Origin of the sequence: Streptomyces liliifuscus (assembly GCF_016598615.1) — a bacterium.
Lineage (GTDB): Bacteria > Actinomycetota > Actinomycetes > Streptomycetales > Streptomycetaceae > Streptomyces > Streptomyces liliifuscus.
In genome coordinates this window covers 6,804,543-6,820,484 of the sequence record NZ_CP066831.1, presented here as the reverse complement: position 1 = coordinate 6,820,484, position 15,942 = coordinate 6,804,543, and the positions used below count along the sequence as shown (strand labels likewise).

Here is a 15,942-nt window from a genome sequence, read left to right as displayed (position 1 = left end):
GCCAACCTCTATGATCGGCACACTTTCCTGCGCGGACACGGCTAGAGCGGCCGTCCACCACCGGCCGACCCCCCGACGAGACCTGTACGACGAACGAGTGCACAGCGGGAGCGAACGGTGAGCGGAACGTCCGATGGGCCGGCGCCCGCGGTAGACCTCGTCCGGCCGGCCGTCACAGAGAGTCACATCGCGGCCTCTCGTCGCGTCGGGACCCCTCCTCACGAGGAACGGGTCCCACGCGTCGAGTCCCTGGTCGCACCCCCTCTGGACCTCTCGGCGGGACTCCCCGCCGAGCTGCCGGCCGGGCTTCCGGCCGACTTCCTCGCCGGATTCCCCTCCGGTCTGTCGGCGGGACTTCCGGCGCTGCTCTCGGCCGGTTCCCCGGCCGGCCTCGCGCCGCACCCCGGGATCGACTTCGGTGTCGGCGCCCACCCCCGCACCGGCACCGATCCCCGTGCCGACGCCAACCCCCAGCCCCACACCGGTGCCGGCCCCGGAGCCCGTGCCGGAACCGACACCGAGGCCGGTACACGTACATTCCGCGCCACTTTCGCCGCCGCTCCCCTCGCGATGGCCGTGGTGGACCGGGAGGGCCTGGTCGTCACGGCCAACGACACCCTGGGGGCGCTCCTCGGCGCGGGTCCCGAAGGGCTCACCGGCCGGATCGCCGCCGATCTGGTGGACCTCGCCTCGGACGCCCGTACGTGGCACGCGTACCGCGAGGTGCTCCGCGGCCGGCAGGCCAGACTGCGCTGCACCCGCCGTCTCAAACACCCCGACGGCCACTCCCTCTGGGCGCAGGTGACGGTCAGTCCGCTGCCCGAGGAGGAGCGCGCGGTGCTGCTCTCGGTCTCCGACATCAGCGCCCGCCGTGAACTCCAGGCCCGGCTGCGTCACTTGCAGATGCACGACCCGGTGACCCGGCTGCCCAACCGCACCCTGTTCTTCGAGCGGCTCTCGGCGGCGCTGGAGGCGGAGGCGTACGAGGAGTCCGGCACCGGCCGGATCGGGCTCTGCTATCTGGACCTGGACGGGTTCAAGGCGGTCAACGACACGCTCGGCCACCGCGTCGGCGACCGGCTGCTCGCGGCCGTCGCCGAGCGGCTGACGCGCTGCGCGAACGAGGCGGGGTACGCGCGACCGGCCACGCCCCTGGTCGCCCGGCTCGGCGGCGACGAGTTCGCGCTGCTGGTCGAGGACTCCACGGGTACGGAGCAGCTCGCGGACCTCGCCGACTCCGTACTGAAGTCCCTCCAGGTGCCGTTCGACCTGTCCGGGCAGCGGCTGTCGGTCTCGGCCTCGATCGGTGTCGTCGAGCGGCACGCGGCCGGCACCACCGCGACGGGTCTGATGCAGGCCGCCGACACGACGCTGTACTGGGCGAAGGCCGACGGCAAGTCCCGCTGGACGCTCTTCGACCCGGAGCGCAACGCCCACCGGATGACCCGCCAGGCTCTCTCCTCCACGCTCCGCCCGGCCATCGAGAAGGGCGAGTTCGCGCTGGAGTACCAGCCGCTCGTGTGCATGGAGGACGGCGGGGTGCGCGGGGTCGAGGCGCTGGTGCGATGGAACCATCCTCAGTTCGGCACACTGACGCCGAATCGGTTCATCGGACTTGCCGAAGAAGACGGTTCGATCGTGCAGCTGGGCCGCTGGGTGCTGGCCACCGCCTGCCGGCAGGCGCGCCGCTGGCAGCTGGACCACCCGGACGCGGAACCGATCTTCGTCAGTGTGAACGTGGCGGTGCGTCAGGTCTGGGACTCCGACCTGGTGGCGGACGTGGCGGCGACCCTCGCGGAGACCGGCCTCGCCCCGCATCTGCTGCAGCTGGAGCTCACCGAGTCCGCGGTGATGGGCTCCGCGGGCCGCCCGCTGCAGGCCCTCCAGGCCCTCAGCGACATGGGTGTGCGCATCGCCATCGACGACTTCGGCACGGGGTACTCGAACCTCGCCTACCTCAGCCGGCTGCCGGTCTCGGTGCTGAAGCTCGACGGGTCGTTCGTGCGCGGCTTCCAGTACGAGACCGGCGAGAACGGCGCGGGTCCGGACGCCCGGTCCAACCCGGCGGACGAGGTCATCGTCGAGGCGATGATCCAGCTCGCGCACCGGCTCGGTCTGACGGTCACCGCCGAGTGCGTGGAGACCGCGGGCCAGGCGTCACGGCTGCGGCGCATCGGCTGCGACACCGGCCAGGGGTGGCTCTACTCCCGGCCGGTGGCGCCGGATCGTATCTCCGCGCTCCTGACGGCGGCGGCCTGCTCTCAGGCCTGAGGCTCCCCGGCCCGGGGCTCTCCTGCCCGGGCCTCTCCGGCCGCGGGCAACTGGTAGGCGTCCGCGATCAGTTCGTAGGAGCGCAGGCGTAGGTCGCCGCTGTGGGCGTTGGCGGTGAGCATCAACTCGTCGGCGCCGGTGCGCTTCTGGAGGTCGTCGAGGCCGGAGCGGACCTCGTCGGCGGTGCCGTGGATGACGTTCGTGTTCCAGGAGTCGACGAACTCCCGTTCCATCGGGCTGAACTCGTACGCCTCGGCCTCCTCCGGGGTGGGGACCAGGCCGGGGCGGCCGGTGCGCAGGCGGACCATGTTCAGCGCGGCGGCCATGATCTGGCGGCGGGCCTCCTTCTCGTCGTCCGTCGCGAGGGTGGAGACGCCGATCAGGGCGTAGGGCGAGTCGAGTACGGCCGAGGGCCGGAAGGACTCGCGGTAGAGGTCGAGCGCCGGGATCGTGTTCTGCGCCGAGAAGTGGTGCGCGAAGGCGAAAGGCAGACCGAGGGTGCCCGCAAGACGGGCGCTGAAGCCGGAGGAGCCGAGCAGCCAGATCGGCGGGCGGTGCGGGGACTGGACGCCGCCGGGCGAGGTCGACTGGATGGGGCCCGGGACCGCGTGGATGCGGGCGTAGGGGTGACCGGGCGGGAAGTCGTCGTCCAGGAAGCGGGTGAGCTCGGCGAGCTGCTCGGGGAAGTCGTCGGCGCCCTCGTTGAGGCGGTCCGTGCGGCGGAGGGCCGCTGCCGTGGCGCCGTCCGTGCCGGGGGCCCGGCCGAGGCCCAGGTCTACGCGGCCCGGGGCCATCGCCTCCAGGGTGCCGAACTGCTCCGCGATGACCAGCGGGGCGTGGTTCGGGAGCATGACGCCGCCCGAGCCGAGGCGGATGCGGGTCGTGTGGGCGGCGAGGTGGGCGAGGATCACGGCGGGGGAGGTGGAGGCCACGCCCGGCATGGAGTGGTGTTCGGCCACCCAGTAGCGGTGGAAGCCCCTGTCCTCCGCCAGGCGGGAGAGCTTGACGCTGGTGCGGAGGGCGTCCGTCGCGGTGCGGCCTGCGCCTACCGTGACCAGGTCGAGGACGGAGAGGGGTACCTGTGCGGTCCCCTTCGCCTCCGCCCTGATCTCGTCGGGTCCGCTGGGGGTGTGGTCCGGTGCCGCCACGGGGGTCCTCCTGTTTGGTACGACGCGTTGTCCGCGCTGCCGTAACAGGAGGTTGGCTCCGCTTTATTCCCTCGCCCCGCCGGGCCCGTCACGCCTGGACGATCGGCTCCCTGGTGAAGAGGGTTCCGAGTTCGGGGGCGTTCACGCGGCGGTCCGTGAGGCGCAGGGCCTCCCAGACCGTGACCTGGTTGGCGGTGAGGACCGGCTTGCCGAGTTCTTTTTCCAGGGCCGGGATGTGGGAGGCGGTGTGGAGGGCGGTGTCGGGGAGGAGAACGACCTCCGCCTCCGGATGGTCGCCCGCGCGGGCCAGGGCCAGTACCTCCGCCTCCCCCCACGTCCCCACCTCGGCCGCCGTGATGATCCCGGAACTGCGCACGCCGAGGACATCGAGCCCCGCGTCCCTCAGGAAGTTCCCGAAGAGAACGGCCACGTCGTCGGGGTACGTCGCGGCGATCGCGACCCGCTTCACGCCCAGCTCCCGTACGGCATGGGCGAAAGCGAACGACGTCGAGGAGGCCGGCAGCCCCGCCGTCGTGGCCAGCGTGCGGACCTGGTCGTGGGCGCCCTCCCAGCCGTAGACGAAGCTGCCGCTCGTGCAGGCCCAGACCACCGCCTCGGCACCGGACAGGCGCAGATCCTCGATCCCGGCGGCGAGGCGGGCCGCCGAGCCCATCTCCAGCAGCGCGTCCACGCGATGGGCGTCCTCACCGATGTCGGTGTGGACGACCTGGAGGCGGATGTCGCTGCCAAGGAGCTGCTCGATGCGCGGGTAGTCGTCCTCGGCCGAGTGGCCCGGGTAGAGGAATCCGAGAGCCGTCATGCCCAACCTTCCTGTTCTTCCGGTAGCGCTGGTTCTGCCGGTAGCGCTGGCGGTACGGGCCGCTGTCGCGCCGACTCGTCGATCAGCGCCTGGTACGGCCCTACTGCCCGGGTACCCAGGTGGCGCAGGGCAGCCCACATCGTCACCTGGTTGGCCGAGATCACCGGGATGCGCAGTTCGGCCTCCAGCTGCGGGATGACGTCGTAGGTGGGGAGATTCGTGCAGCTGATGAAGAGGGCGTCCGCATGGCCGCGTACGGCGTCACGCGCCATGTCGACCACATTGCGGTACGGGACCTTCCAGATGTGCCTGGTCAGGCCCATGTAGGCGCGGCCGGTGACCGTGATGCCCGCCTCGGCGAGGTACTCCTCCAGGGACTGGGTCACGGAGACGGTGTACGGCGTGACGAGCGCGATCCGGCGTGCGTCCAGCTCCTCCAGTGCCTCAAGGAGGGCGCCGGACGTGGTCACGGAGGGGACCTCGCCGGCCCGGGTCATGGCCTCGCACATCGCGCGCTCGCCGGGGATGCCGCCGACGAAGCTGCCGGAGGTGCAGGCGTACGCGACGATCTCCGGCCCGACGGCGTTCAGCGCGCGCACCGCGTCGCCGAGCGTCTCGTGCTCGCTGACCAGCCGGGCCAGGTCGAGGCTGACCTCCACGGGCACGAACGGGGTACGGGTGAGATGGAGTGAGACCTCGTCGGGGACCCAGCGCCACAGTTCACGGTCGAGAGCGAAATCGAAGGGAGCGACGACGCCGACACCCCTTTGAGGGTGTGGTCCACCAAGGAAGGAGACGTCCATGAGCAGCCCCAAACTCAGGTCGAACAAGCGGTGGTGACCGGCCGGGAGGCCGGGGGGACACAAGCCGGCGCATGCCGGGACGTCGGGACAGGGGAACGGACGGGACTCCGGGATTCCCACGGAAACTAGCCCTTGTTGACGAAGGTAGGTTCCGGTGCGAGCGTGGTCAATCCGCGCATCTGAGACGGCTTTGCGCCCCCGGCCCGACGGCCGGTCCCAGACGGCTCGGCCGATGTCCCGCAAGCACTCAGAGCCCGGCGTCCAGCGTCCAGATACCAGAGAAGCGGACCCTCGTTGCGAAATGGTTTCCCCCCGATGACCTCTGCCACGCCCCCGAACCTGGCCGAAAAGACGACCCTTCTGGTGCTCGACGCCGATCCGCCGCCCCGGCTCGGCCGGCTCACCGGCCGGGTGCGGGTCGAGCACGCCGACGAGTCGTCGCTGGCCGCGCTCCTGCCCACCGCGGACGTCCTGCTGGTCTGGGACTTCGCCTCGCACGCCGTGCGCCGGGCCTGGCCCGGCGAGGGCCCGCGACCGCGCTGGGTGCACACGGCGAGCGCGGGCGTGGACCATCTGATGTGCCCCGAACTCGCCGCGTCCGACACGCTGGTGACGAACGCGCGCGGTGTCTTCGACCAGCCGATCGCGGAGTACGTGGCCGCGCTCGTCCTCGCCATGGCCAAGGACCTGCCGCGCACCTGGGACCTGCAGCGGGCCCGGGAGTGGCGGCACCGCGAGTCGCAGCGGATCGCCGGCACGCGCGCGTGCGTGGTCGGTTCCGGACCGATCGGGCGCGCGATCGAGGGGACATTGAAGGCCCTCGGCATCACGACGGCGCTCGTGGGGCGCACACCGCGCGCGGGGGTGCACGGCCCGGAGGACCTCGACCGGCTGATCGCCCGCGCCGACTGGGTGGTGTCCGCGGCGCCGCTCACCGAGGACACGTACGGGATGTTCGACGCGCGGCGTTTTGGGCTGATGCAGCCGTCGGCACGCTTCGTGAACGTCGGACGCGGGCAGCTTGTGATCGAGGAAGCGCTGGCCGAGGCTCTCGCGAGCCGCTGGATCGCGGGTGCGGCGCTCGACGTCTTCGAGCACGAACCGCTGGGCCCCGACAGCCCGTTGTGGGCGGCCCCTGACCTCATCGTGTCGCCGCACATGAGCGGGGACACGGTGGGCTGGCGGGACGAACTCGGCAGGCAGTTCGTGGAGTTGTACGAGCTCTGGGAGACGGGAGAGCCGCTGCCGAACGTCGTCGACAAGCAGCGCGGATACGTACCTGGCCACTGAGACACGTCCACTGAAGCACGTTGGAGGGGCGGATGACCGAGCTCACCGAGCTGACCGCGGTACGACTCGTCGAGGGATACCGCAAGGGCGAATTCAGCCCCGTGGACGCGGTGCGGGCCGCGCTGCGCAGGGCCGAGGAGGTCCAGCCCGCGGTGAACGCGTTCGTACGCGTCGAGGGGGACGAGGCCCTCGCGCAGGCCCGGGAGTCGGCCGAGCGGTGGCGCCGCGGCGAGCCGGCCGGGCTGGTCGACGGGGTGCCGGTCTCGGTGAAGGACATCCTGCTGATGCGCGGCGGGCCGACGCTCAAGGGCTCCAAAACGATCTCCACCCAGGGCCGTTGGGACGAGGACGCGCCCTCCGTGGCCCGGCTGCGCGAGCACGGTGCCGTGTTCATCGGCCGGACGACGACACCCGAGTTCGGCTGGAAGGGCGTCACCGACTCACCGCAGTCGGGCGTGACACGGAATCCGTACGACCTCTCGCGCACCTCGGGCGGATCCAGCGGCGGCAGCGCGGCGGCCGTGGCGCTGGGCGCCGGCCCGCTGTCCCTGGGCACGGACGGGGGCGGCAGTGTCCGTATCCCCGGCGCCTTCTGCGGGATCTTCGCGCTGAAGGCGACGTACGGGAGGGTGCCGCTGTATCCCGCGAGCGCGTTCGGCACGCTGGCGCACGTCGGGCCGATGACACGGGACGCGGCGGACGCGGCCCTGATGATGGACGTCATCAGCGGCCCCGACCCACGCGACTGGTCACAACTCGGCCCGGTGAACGGCTCGTTCGTGGACGGACTGGCCGGCGGTGTGCGGGGCCTGCGTGTCGCGTACTCGCCCTCCCTCGGCGGCCAGGTCGCCGTCCGGCCCGGGGTCGCCGCGGCGGTGCGGCGCGGGGTGGAGGGGCTCGCGGCCCTCGGGGCGTACGTCGAGGAGGCCGACCCCGACTTCACGGATCCCGTCGAGGCGTTCCACACCCTGTGGTTCGGCGGGGCGGCCCGGGTCACCCAGCGGCTCGGCCCCGAACAGCGGAAACTGCTGGACCCGGGGTTGCGGGAGATCTGCGAGGCGGGGGCCCGGTCCAGCGCGCTGGACTACCTCGCGGCGGTGGACGTACGCATGGAACTCGGCCGCCGGATGGGCCTCTTCCACGAGACGTACGACGTCCTGGTCACGCCGACGATCCCGATCACCGCGTTCGAGGCGGGTGCGGAGGTGCCCCGTGGCTCGGGGCATCGCCGGTGGACGGGGTGGACGCCGTTCACCTACCCGTTCAACATGACGCAGCAGCCGGCGGCGACGGTCCCGGTGGGCCTGGATGACTCCGGTCTCCCGGTGGGGCTCCAGATCGTGGCCGCCCGCCACGGGGACGAGCTCGTTCTGCGAACGGCACACGCGCTGTACGAGGCGGGGGTCGCTGGGATCGCGCCACCGGCGCCCCGCTGAGCCCCGCTGGAAGGTCGTGCGTCGACTGCGGGCCCGTCGTGGCTGGTCGCGCAGTTCCCCGCGCCCCTAAAGGCAAAAAGCCAGGGGCGCAGCCCCGCTTTTTAGGGGCGCGGGGAACTGCGCGACCAGCCCCCACCGGCCCGCAGCTTCCCCACGCCCCCCAGCCGTACCGCCCCTAAACCCGGGAGAAGCTCAGCGTCTCCCCCAGCGCTCCCCCACGCCAAAGGTCATTGCACGCTTCAGCCATCGCGTCCAACCCCTCCACCACCTGCCCCCACACAATCCCCGGCACCCACCCGACATCCCCGTTGAGCAGGAGATTGTTGCGCTCGTAGAACAGGGCGAGGTCGATCACCGGCGTACCCGCCTGCACGCCGGAGGCACCCCCGTATCCGTACGCCTGCGTACCCAGCTGCGTACCGGAGAAGGAGAAATAGCAGAGGTCGCCCGGAATGGGCGTGACGGTCGGGTTCTCCAGCGGCGGCTCGGCGGGCGCGAACGCCGGGAACAGGGCATAGATCTCATTGCGGGCATACTTCGCGTGATACACGTCACTGCTCAGCGGCAAAGCGTTCCACACCGCCTCGCAGGTGATCGGCGCACGGTCGTCGAGGAGCTTCGCAGTGCAGTGGACTCCGCGCTTGGACAGGGACACGTCGATGTAGCGGTCGGTCATGATTTCCATGGTCCACCCCGGGTCAAGAGGGCCCTCCGCAAACGGGGCGCAAACAGATCCGCATAACTCGCATCGTCCCGGGTAGCCGCGCGCCCATGGCTCCACCACTTGGGAACGACGCGAAGGAAGCTTCCGCGGAAGAGAAGAACCGCGACAGACACAGCCCGAGCCGCCGGTCACTGCTGGCCGGCGTCGCGGCGTTCGGCGCGCTCGGCGCGGCCGGATGCAGCCGTGTGGCCACGGCGTCCGGCAAGGACGGCGGTGATCTCCTGGACCGCCTGAAGGCCCAGGGCGTCGTACGCCTCGGCATCGCCGGCGAGATCCCATTCGGCTACATCGACAAGAACGGCGAGCTCACCGGCGAGGCACCGGAACTCGCGCGGGTCATCTTCAAGCGGCTGGGGGTGGACCGTGTCCAGCCCGTGCCCACGGAGTTCGGCTCGCTCATCCCCGGTCTGAACTCCCAGCAGTTCGACGTGGTCGCCGCCGGCATGTACATCAACGCCGAACGCTGCGAGCAGGTGATCTTCTCCGACCCCGACTACCAGATGCTCGACTCCTTCATCGTGCGCAAGGGCAATCCGAAGAACCTGCACGACTACAAGGACGTCGTGGAGTCGAAGGCGAAGTTCGCGACCGGAACCGGCTACGCGGAGATCCAGTACGCGGTCGACGCCGGGTACAAGGAGAGCGACATCCTGATCGTCCCGGACCAGGTCGCGGGTCTGAACGCCGTCGAGGCGGGCCGTGTCGACGTCTTCGCGGGGACGGCGCTGACCACCCGCGAGGTCGTCAAGAAGTCCCGAAAGACGGAGTCGACCAAGCCGTTCGCGCCACTCGTGGACGGCAAGCCGCACGTCGACGGCGGCGGCTTCGCGTTCCGCCCGACGGAGACCGGGCTGCGGGACGCCTTCAACGTGGAGCTCAGGAAGCTGAAGGAGAGCGGTGAGCTGTTCCGGATCCTCCAGCCCTTCGGTTTCACCAAGAACGAGATGACCGATATGACCGCGAAGGAGTTGTGCGGCGGATGACATCGGGACTCTGGGAACTCGTACTGAAGGGGATCTGGGTCACGGTCCAGCTGCTGGTGTTCAGCGCTGCGCTGGCCGCGGTCGTCTCCTTCGTGGTGGGCATCGCACGCACCCACCGGCTGTGGATCGTCCGCTTCCTCGCGGGCTTCTACACCGAGGTGTTCCGCGGGACCTCCGCGTTGATCATGATCTTCTGGGTGTTCTTCGTGCTGCCACCGGCCTTCGGCTGGCAGCTGGTCCCCATGTGGGCGGGCACCCTCGCACTGGGTCTCACCTACGGGGCGTACGGCTCCGAGATCGTGCGCGGCGCCCTGAACTCCGTCGACCCGGCGCAGCGTGAGGGCGGCATCGCGCTGAGCTTCACGCCCTGGCAGCGGCTGCGGCTGATCCTGCTTCCGCAGGCCGTGCCGGAGATGATCCCGCCCTTCTCCAACCTGCTGATCGAGCTGCTCAAGGGCACGGCCCTGGTGTCCGTGATGGGCATGGGCGACCTGGCGTTCAGCGGCAACCTGGTGCGGCTCGCGCTGCAGGAGAGCGCGGAGATCTACACGTACATCCTGCTGATCTACTTCGTGATCGCCTTCCTGCTCACGCGGGTCATGCGCGGTCTGGAGAAGAAGCTGAAGGCCGGGCTCGGCAGGGTGCCCGAGGGCGGCGGGAAGCTTCCCGCGCCCCGCCCGGAGACCACGGCCGTCGGTGCCGAAGCGGCAGGGGGTCGCTGATGAAATGGGACTGGAGTGCCGTCGGCGACTTCATGCCGCACTTCTGGGACGGACTGCTGATCACCCTGCAGGCCCTGGTGCTCGGCTCGCTGATCTCCTTCGCCCTCGGGCTGGTGTGGGCGCTGCTGATGCGTACGCCGAGCCGCTGGGTGCGCTGGCCGGTGGGGGTCGTCACGGAGTTCATCCGGAACACCCCGCTGCTGGTGCAGCTGTTCTTCCTCTTCTATGTGCTGCCCGAGTGGAACATCACGTTCTCCGCGATGACCACCGGTGTCGTCGCCATCGGGCTGCACTACTCGACGTACACGATGCAGGTCTACCGGGCCGGTATCGAGGGCGTGCCGGCCGGCCAGTGGGAAGCGGCCACGGCACTGAACCTGCCCATGACCCGGACGTGGACCGCGGTGATCCTGCCGCAGGCGATCCGCCGGGTGGTGCCCGCGCTGGGCAACTACGTCATCTCGATGCTCAAGGACACGCCGTTGCTGATGGCGATCACCGTCCTCGACATGCTCGGCGAGGCACGGCTGTTCTCGCAGCAGAACTTCCAGTTCACCGAGCCTCTGACGGTCATCGGCGTGGCCTTCGTCCTCATTTCCTATCCCGCTTCCCTCCTCATGCGAGCCCTGGAGCGACGTCTTGTCCGCTGACACCCCTTTGATGAAAGAGCCCGACGCCAACTCCGACGCCAACCCGGCGACGGACGGCAGCGAGCTGATCCGCTTCGACAAGGTCACCAAGCGCTTCGGGGACAACGTCGTCCTCGACGGGCTGGACTTCTCGGTCGCCTCCGGCAAGCACGTCACGCTGATCGGCCCGTCCGGTTCCGGCAAGACGACGATCCTGCGGCTGCTGATGACCCTGGCCAAGCCCGACGAGGGCACGATCAAGGTCAACGGCGACTACCTCACCCACGAGGAGAGGAACGGCAAGCTGGTCCCGGCCGGCGAGAAGCACATCCGCGAGGTCCGCAAGAACATCGGGATGGTCTTCCAGCAGTTCAACCTCTTCCCCAACATGAAGGTGCTGCGCAACATCACGGAGGCGCCGGTCACCGTGCTCGGCATGTCCAAGGACGCGGCCGAGGAGCGGGCCAGGGAGCTGCTCGAACTGGTCGGGCTGACCGAGCACGTCGACAAGTACCCGAGCCAGCTCTCCGGCGGTCAGCAGCAGCGGGTCGCGATCGCGCGCGCCCTGGCGATGCGGCCGCAGGTCCTGCTCCTGGACGAGGTGACCTCCGCGCTCGACCCCGAGCTGGTCGCGGGCGTCCTCGACGTGCTCAGGGACATCGCCCGCACCACGGACATCACGATGCTCTGTGTGACCCACGAGATGAACTTCGCCCGGGACATCTCGGACCAGGTGCTGATGTTCGACTCGGGGCGCGTCCTGGAGTCCGGTCCGCCGGAGAAGATCTTCGGCGACCCGGAGCACGAGCGGACGCGGGAGTTCCTCGGCGCGGTGCTGTAGTCCCCCCCGGGAGCGTCACCGGCGGTCTTCAAGAAGTGGAGACGGCGAGGTACCGAGGCTGAGCCGATGGGGCATGACTTTGGCATATGCCAGAAGGATGCCCCGCTGTTGAGGGGACTGGAACGAGCCACCAATCTCGCCAACAGCCCCTCCCCGTAAGCCTCTTGGCGGTTATCGTGGAGGGGGCCCGGCCGTCCGGGCTGCGTTGAAGTGAAAGCCGGGCCGAAAAGCGCAAGGGGACCCACCGTGGCGCTGAAGCACGAGCCGACCGTGCCGTACCACTCGGCCCAGGACGCCCTGCGCGTTCTGGAGACCGTGGCGGCGCGGCACACCACCGGTGTCACGGACGCCGAACTCGCCAGCCGCACCGGCCTCGGCACGGAGCGCCTCACCGCGCTCCTGCGGATGCTGCGCCGCGAGGGGTACGTCGAGCAGATCGCCGACGGGGCGTACGTCTCCGGGGCGGCGCTCGGCAGGCTCGGTTCCGCCCACGACCGGGACGAGGCGCTGCGCGCCCAGCTCCAGCGGAACCTCGACCGGCTGCGCGACTCGGTCGGCGCCGCCGTCTACATGAGCCGGTACGTGGACGGCGAGATCCACGTCTCCCAGTGGGCCGACAGCCCGACCACCCCGGCGGTCAACGAATGGGTGGACTTCCGCTCCTCCGCCCACGCCAGCGCGATCGGCAAGAGCCTTCTCGGCCAGCTCGACCTCAACGGCCGGCGCGACCACCTCTCCCGCCACCGGATGGCCCGCCTCACCTCGCGCACCATCACGAACGAGCGCGCGCTCCTGTCCCGGCTCGACGCCCAGGCACCCACCGTTCCCGTGCTCGACCTCCAGGAGTACGCGGTCGGCACGGTGTGCGCGGCGGTACCCATCACGGCCGGCTCGGCCGTGGGCTGCCTCGCCCTCTCCCTCCCGGTGTCCCACGCCCACCGGCTGCGCGAGGCGGCGGACACCCTGAACCGGGGCGCGGCGCCCGTACTGCTCTCGCTCGCGATCTGAGCGCCGGCGGCGTGGTCCGGAGCACCCGCTCGGACCAGGTATTATTTTTTCTGTCGCCAGCCGCGAAAAGCGGTTGGCGAGAGTCATGCGCCGCTAGCTCAGTTGGTTAGAGCAGCTGACTCTTAATCAGCGGGTCCGGGGTTCGAGTCCCTGGCGGCGCACAACACGAAGGCCTCCGCGAGAGCGGGGGCCTTTCGCGTACCCCCTCCCTGAGCCCGGTCGACGGGCCGTGACGGGTCCGGCCCTACCTCACCAGCAGTTCCTCGCGCCCCCGCGCCCGGTACCGCTCCATGAGCTCCGCCAGGTCCGCCTCGTCCAGCCGCCGGTACCCGGACTCCCCCGGCGGTCGCCACCACACCGGATCCGCGCACCGGAACCCCTCCCGCCGCAGCCCGACCCGGTGGATCTTGTTGGTGGCGGTGACGGGCATGCGGTCCACGATCCGTACGAAGCGGGGGGCCATCTTGGTGCCCAGGTCCGGCTGGGCCAGCAGGAAGCCGGCGAACCGGAGCGGGTCGAACTCCGCCGCCTCCCGCAGCGCCAGCGTCGCCATCACCTGGTCCCCGGCCACCGGATCCGGCACCGCGTACACGGCGACTGCGGCGGCGTCCCCGTAGCGGGCGAGGATGTTCTCGATCACCGCGGCGGCCAGGTTCTCGCTGTCGACGCGGAGCCGGTCGTCCGTGCGCCCCGCGAAGTACAGGAACCCGTCGGTGTCCCGGTAGAAGAGATCCCCGGTCCAGTACCAGCCGTCGCGCTGTCGGGCGGCCTCCGCCGCCTCGTTGCGCCAGTAGCCCTCGAACGGGTTGGGCCCGCGGTTCACCAGCTCGCCTATGGCGTCCCGCCCGTTGAGCAGCCTGCCGTCGGGTCCGAAGGCCGCCGCGGGGCACTCCGTGCGGCTCACCGGGTCGACCACCGCGAGGTCGTCGCCCGGCGCGGCCCGCCCGATCGCCCCCTTCGGTGTGCCGGGGGTCCGCTGGATCGCCGCCCCGCCCTCGGAGGACCCGTACCCCTCCACCAGCCGCACCCCGAACCGCTCCTCGAAGGCGGCCGCGTCCACCGCCCCCGCCTCCGTCCCGAAGCCCGTCCGCAGCGGGTTGTCGCGGTCGTCGGCGCGGGCGGGGGTGGCCAGGATGTACTGCACGGCCCGTCCCACGTACGTGAAGTACGTGGCCCCGTACGCCCGTACGTCCGTCAGGAAGCCCGAGGCCGAGAACCGTCGCCGCAGTGCGACGCCCGCGCCCGCCGCGAGGGCGGGGGCCCAGTCCGCGATGACCGCGTTGCCGTGGAACATCGGCATGCAGATGTAGTGCACGTCGTCCGCGCGCACCCCGAAGTGGCCGACGAGCGACCGCCCGGCCGCCGCGAGCCGCCCCTGCGAGCAGATCGCCGCCTTGGGCGCCCCCGTCGAGCCGGAGGTGAAGTACAGGAGGAAGCGGCTTCCCGGCGTGGCCCGCGTCGGTTCGGGGCGCGCGTCCGCGTACGGCGCGAGCAGTTGCTCGTACGCCTCGGTGTCGGTCACCAGCAGTCGCAGGCCCGGGAGTTCGAGTCCGTCGAGGAGGGGGAGGTGGGCCCGCTCGGTGACCAGGACGCGGCAATCGGTGTGCAGGATGTCGCGGGCGAGTTCGGGGCCGCGGCGGGTGGGATTGATCCCGGCGACGGCCGCGCCCGCCAGGGCCGCCGCGCTCAGCCACAGCGGGAATTCGGGGGTGTTGTCGAGCAGCACGCCCACATGTGGTTCCGCGCCGGGCGGCAGCAGGTCGGTCAGCAGTGCGGCCCGCGCCGCCGCGCCCGCGGCCACCTGGTGGTGGGTCAGGGTCCGCTCCTCGAACCACAGCCCCGGCCGGTGGTCGCCCCACCGGTCCTGCACGAGCTCCGCGACGGTCCGTGCGCCGGTCCCCACGCTTCTGGATCCCATGGAGGCGCACCATAATTGACGGTGCGTCAGATGTGGAGGGTCAGGCGCGGAAGGGTCACGGCACCTTGTTGTACGGCATGTCGTCGAGCGAGGGCGGCTCGTCCACCTTGTTCACGGAAGGGTCGTCGTCCATGAAGGAGTTGTCGCCGAAGGCCTCGGTGTACGTGACCATGAAGCCGACGCAGAACACCACGACCACGGAGAGGAACGTCAGGATGCCCACGGTGGAGGCCGTGTTCCTGACGTGGCTCGGCGCCTGGGCCGTGGCCTTCACGGTCTCGCCCTCGGCGTAGTGCACGACGACGATGTCGCCCTCGACGGTCGTGCCCGGCCCGTCCTCCTCCTCGAAACGGATGGTGCGCCCGTCCCGGGCCGTGAACTCGTACACGTGGTGCAGCGTCGTGCGCACGGAGGAGTCGCCGCTGCCGCCGCTGGTCGTCGTGTACGTGCGCAGACAGCGCGCCTCGGCGGTCAGCCCGCTGTTCCACGCGCGCCTGAGCTCCAGCGCGCGGCGGATCACCCTGGCCGCCAGGAAGACGGTCACGGCCATGATCAGGCCCGGCACCGCATAGAACATGAAGTCCATCGACATCCCCCGATGTTCGGTACAGCTCCACGCACGCCGTCATGGTCATGTCGACGTGCGTGGAACCTACCCGTGGGGGGCGGGCAAGAGCCTCAAGAGATGCTCAGAGTTGCGCGGCGAACGGGTGGCGGGCGCTCAGAACGTCACGTCCGAGCAGGCGTAGAACGCGTTCGCCGTGTCGGCGATCGTCCACACCGCGAGGATGACGTGGTGACCGCTCTTGCCGGTCGGCAGGGTGCCGCTGTGCGAGAGCGTCGCCGGCGGCTGGCCGCTGTAGGGGACGGTCAGGAACGGGGCTGTGACCAGCGCGGACCGGGTCAGCGGAGCGTTCTGGTTCCAGCCGTTCTTGGTGATGTAGTACTTGAAGTCGGTCGTGGAGTGCCGGGCCGTGAACTGCCAGCGGAAGCTGTAGCTCTGCCCTCCGCTGACCCTGGTCGTCGGCCAGGCACCGCCCGAGGGCGTCGTCGCCTTGTCGAGCGCGCCGAAGTTGGTGTGGTTCGCGGAGCAGATCTGCCCGTCCGCGGGCCCGGCCGCCGGGAAGCCCTTGGGGCCCTCGACGCTCTGGGGCTCCCACTGGATGGCGCCGCAGTTGGTCACGGAGCCGTTCTGGCAGAGCTTCTGCCGGCTGATGGGGAGGTCGGTGTAGCCGTGGCCGGTGGCACCGCCGCTGGAGAGCACGAGCGCTCCCGTGGTGGCGAGGCCGACCGCGGCGGCGTACAACTTCGTCTTTTTCCGCATGCTGCCGCTCCTGGAGAACGTGGGG

General features: G+C 70.6%; 15 protein-coding genes and 1 tRNA gene. 9 read left to right on the top strand and 7 right to left on the bottom strand.

The window, feature by feature from the left end; all coding sequences use genetic code 11:
* Positions 1–117 precede the first annotated feature (117 nt).
* The gene (locus JEQ17_RS29475) at positions 118–2,271 is read left to right on the top strand and encodes a putative bifunctional diguanylate cyclase/phosphodiesterase (protein ID WP_234048415.1); all 2,154 of its coding nucleotides are present in this window, start codon (positions 118–120) and stop codon (positions 2,269–2,271) included.
* On the opposite strand, the gene JEQ17_RS29470 is transcribed toward JEQ17_RS29475, so the two are convergent.
* The 3 genes from JEQ17_RS29470 to JEQ17_RS29460 form a co-directional block, all read right to left on the bottom strand.
* Positions 2,262–3,419: an LLM class flavin-dependent oxidoreductase gene (locus tag JEQ17_RS29470; protein WP_200397972.1), complete on the bottom strand. Its 1,158-nt coding sequence runs from the start codon at positions 3,417–3,419 to the stop codon at positions 2,262–2,264. The genes JEQ17_RS29475 and JEQ17_RS29470 overlap by 10 nt on opposite strands.
* 88 nt (positions 3,420–3,507) lie before the next feature.
* A complete protein-coding gene (locus tag JEQ17_RS29465; protein ID WP_200397971.1) occupies positions 3,508–4,239 on the bottom strand; it encodes a maleate cis-trans isomerase family protein in 732 nt (243 codons plus the stop codon).
* Entirely contained in the window at positions 4,236–5,042 is an 807-nt protein-coding gene (locus JEQ17_RS29460; protein WP_200397970.1) for a maleate cis-trans isomerase family protein, read from the bottom strand. The genes JEQ17_RS29465 and JEQ17_RS29460 overlap by 4 nt, the downstream gene beginning before the upstream one ends.
* 315 nt (positions 5,043–5,357) lie before the next feature.
* Here JEQ17_RS29460 and JEQ17_RS29455 point away from each other — a divergent pair, with 315 nt between their 5' ends.
* Both JEQ17_RS29455 and JEQ17_RS29450 read left to right on the top strand, forming a co-directional pair.
* Positions 5,358–6,332 carry a D-2-hydroxyacid dehydrogenase gene (locus JEQ17_RS29455; protein WP_200397969.1) on the top strand — a complete coding sequence of 325 codons (975 nt, stop codon included), beginning with the start codon at positions 5,358–5,360 and terminating at the stop codon, positions 6,330–6,332.
* Between the two features lie 32 nt (positions 6,333–6,364).
* Positions 6,365–7,768 carry an amidase gene (locus JEQ17_RS29450; RefSeq protein ID WP_200397968.1) on the top strand — a complete coding sequence of 468 codons (1,404 nt, stop codon included), beginning with the start codon at positions 6,365–6,367 and terminating at the stop codon, positions 7,766–7,768.
* 175 nt (positions 7,769–7,943) lie between these two features.
* Here JEQ17_RS29450 and JEQ17_RS29445 read toward each other — a convergent pair whose 3' ends face one another.
* Positions 7,944–8,444 carry a DUF3830 family protein gene (locus JEQ17_RS29445; protein ID WP_200397967.1) on the bottom strand — a complete coding sequence of 167 codons (501 nt, stop codon included), beginning with the start codon at positions 8,442–8,444 and terminating at the stop codon, positions 7,944–7,946.
* A 95-nt stretch (positions 8,445–8,539) separates the two neighbouring features.
* Between JEQ17_RS29445 and ehuB the strand changes: the two genes are divergently transcribed.
* From ehuB to JEQ17_RS29415, 6 genes are all read left to right on the top strand, one after another.
* Positions 8,540–9,475 (top strand): ectoine/hydroxyectoine ABC transporter substrate-binding protein EhuB, encoded by a 936-nt coding sequence (gene ehuB / locus JEQ17_RS29440; protein WP_234048414.1) that lies wholly within the window; start codon positions 8,540–8,542, stop codon positions 9,473–9,475.
* The gene (gene ehuC / locus JEQ17_RS29435; RefSeq protein WP_200397966.1) at positions 9,472–10,197 is read left to right on the top strand and encodes an ectoine/hydroxyectoine ABC transporter permease subunit EhuC; all 726 of its coding nucleotides are present in this window, start codon (positions 9,472–9,474) and stop codon (positions 10,195–10,197) included. Before ehuB ends, ehuC begins: the two co-directional genes overlap by 4 nt.
* Positions 10,197–10,847: an ectoine/hydroxyectoine ABC transporter permease subunit EhuD gene (ehuD, locus tag JEQ17_RS29430; RefSeq protein ID WP_200397965.1), complete on the top strand. Its 651-nt coding sequence runs from the start codon at positions 10,197–10,199 to the stop codon at positions 10,845–10,847. Before ehuC ends, ehuD begins: the two co-directional genes overlap by 1 nt.
* Before the next feature lie 10 nt (positions 10,848–10,857).
* Positions 10,858–11,667 (top strand): ectoine/hydroxyectoine ABC transporter ATP-binding protein EhuA, encoded by an 810-nt coding sequence (gene ehuA, locus JEQ17_RS29425; protein ID WP_200397964.1) that lies wholly within the window; start codon positions 10,858–10,860, stop codon positions 11,665–11,667.
* A gap of 246 nt (positions 11,668–11,913) precedes the next feature.
* Entirely contained in the window at positions 11,914–12,675 is a 762-nt protein-coding gene (locus JEQ17_RS29420) for an IclR family transcriptional regulator (protein WP_200397963.1), read from the top strand.
* Positions 12,676–12,762: 87 nt separating this feature from the next.
* Positions 12,763–12,836 (top strand) — tRNA-Lys (locus JEQ17_RS29415).
* Positions 12,837–12,919: 83 nt separating this feature from the next.
* On the opposite strand, the gene JEQ17_RS29410 is transcribed toward JEQ17_RS29415, so the two are convergent.
* From JEQ17_RS29410 to JEQ17_RS29400, 3 genes are all read right to left on the bottom strand, one after another.
* Positions 12,920–14,593 carry an AMP-binding protein gene (locus JEQ17_RS29410; RefSeq protein WP_200397962.1) on the bottom strand — a complete coding sequence of 558 codons (1,674 nt, stop codon included), beginning with the start codon at positions 14,591–14,593 and terminating at the stop codon, positions 12,920–12,922.
* Between the two features lie 55 nt (positions 14,594–14,648).
* Positions 14,649–15,185, bottom strand: coding sequence for a DUF3592 domain-containing protein (locus JEQ17_RS29405; protein WP_383393097.1), 537 nt, complete (start codon positions 15,183–15,185; stop codon positions 14,649–14,651).
* A 129-nt stretch (positions 15,186–15,314) separates the two neighbouring features.
* Entirely contained in the window at positions 15,315–15,917 is a 603-nt protein-coding gene (locus tag JEQ17_RS29400) for a lytic polysaccharide monooxygenase auxiliary activity family 9 protein (protein ID WP_200397961.1), read from the bottom strand.
* Positions 15,918–15,942: the final 25 nt, after the last annotated feature.

Excerpts from the sequence above, each read along its gene's own strand:
- JEQ17_RS29445 (WP_200397967.1), bottom strand. The coding sequence starts at position 8,444 with ATGACCGACCGCTACATCGACGTGTCCCTGTCCAAGCGCGGAGTCCAC.
- JEQ17_RS29465 (WP_200397971.1), bottom strand. The coding sequence starts at position 4,239 with ATGACGGCTCTCGGATTCCTCTACCCGGGCCACTCGGCCGAGGACGAC.
- ehuA (WP_200397964.1), top strand. The coding sequence starts at position 10,858 with ATGAAAGAGCCCGACGCCAACTCCGACGCCAACCCGGCGACGGACGGC.
- JEQ17_RS29400 (WP_200397961.1), bottom strand. The coding sequence starts at position 15,917 with ATGCGGAAAAAGACGAAGTTGTACGCCGCCGCGGTCGGCCTCGCCACC.
- JEQ17_RS29455 (WP_200397969.1), top strand. The coding sequence starts at position 5,358 with ATGACCTCTGCCACGCCCCCGAACCTGGCCGAAAAGACGACCCTTCTG.
- ehuD (WP_200397965.1), top strand. The coding sequence starts at position 10,197 with ATGAAATGGGACTGGAGTGCCGTCGGCGACTTCATGCCGCACTTCTGG.
- JEQ17_RS29405 (WP_383393097.1), bottom strand. The coding sequence starts at position 15,185 with ATGTCGATGGACTTCATGTTCTATGCGGTGCCGGGCCTGATCATGGCC.
- JEQ17_RS29460 (WP_200397970.1), bottom strand. The coding sequence starts at position 5,042 with ATGGACGTCTCCTTCCTTGGTGGACCACACCCTCAAAGGGGTGTCGGC.
- JEQ17_RS29410 (WP_200397962.1), bottom strand. The coding sequence starts at position 14,593 with ATGGGATCCAGAAGCGTGGGGACCGGCGCACGGACCGTCGCGGAGCTC.
- ehuC (WP_200397966.1), top strand. The coding sequence starts at position 9,472 with ATGACATCGGGACTCTGGGAACTCGTACTGAAGGGGATCTGGGTCACG.
- JEQ17_RS29450 (WP_200397968.1), top strand. The coding sequence starts at position 6,365 with ATGACCGAGCTCACCGAGCTGACCGCGGTACGACTCGTCGAGGGATAC.
- ehuB (WP_234048414.1), top strand. The coding sequence starts at position 8,540 with ATGGCTCCACCACTTGGGAACGACGCGAAGGAAGCTTCCGCGGAAGAG.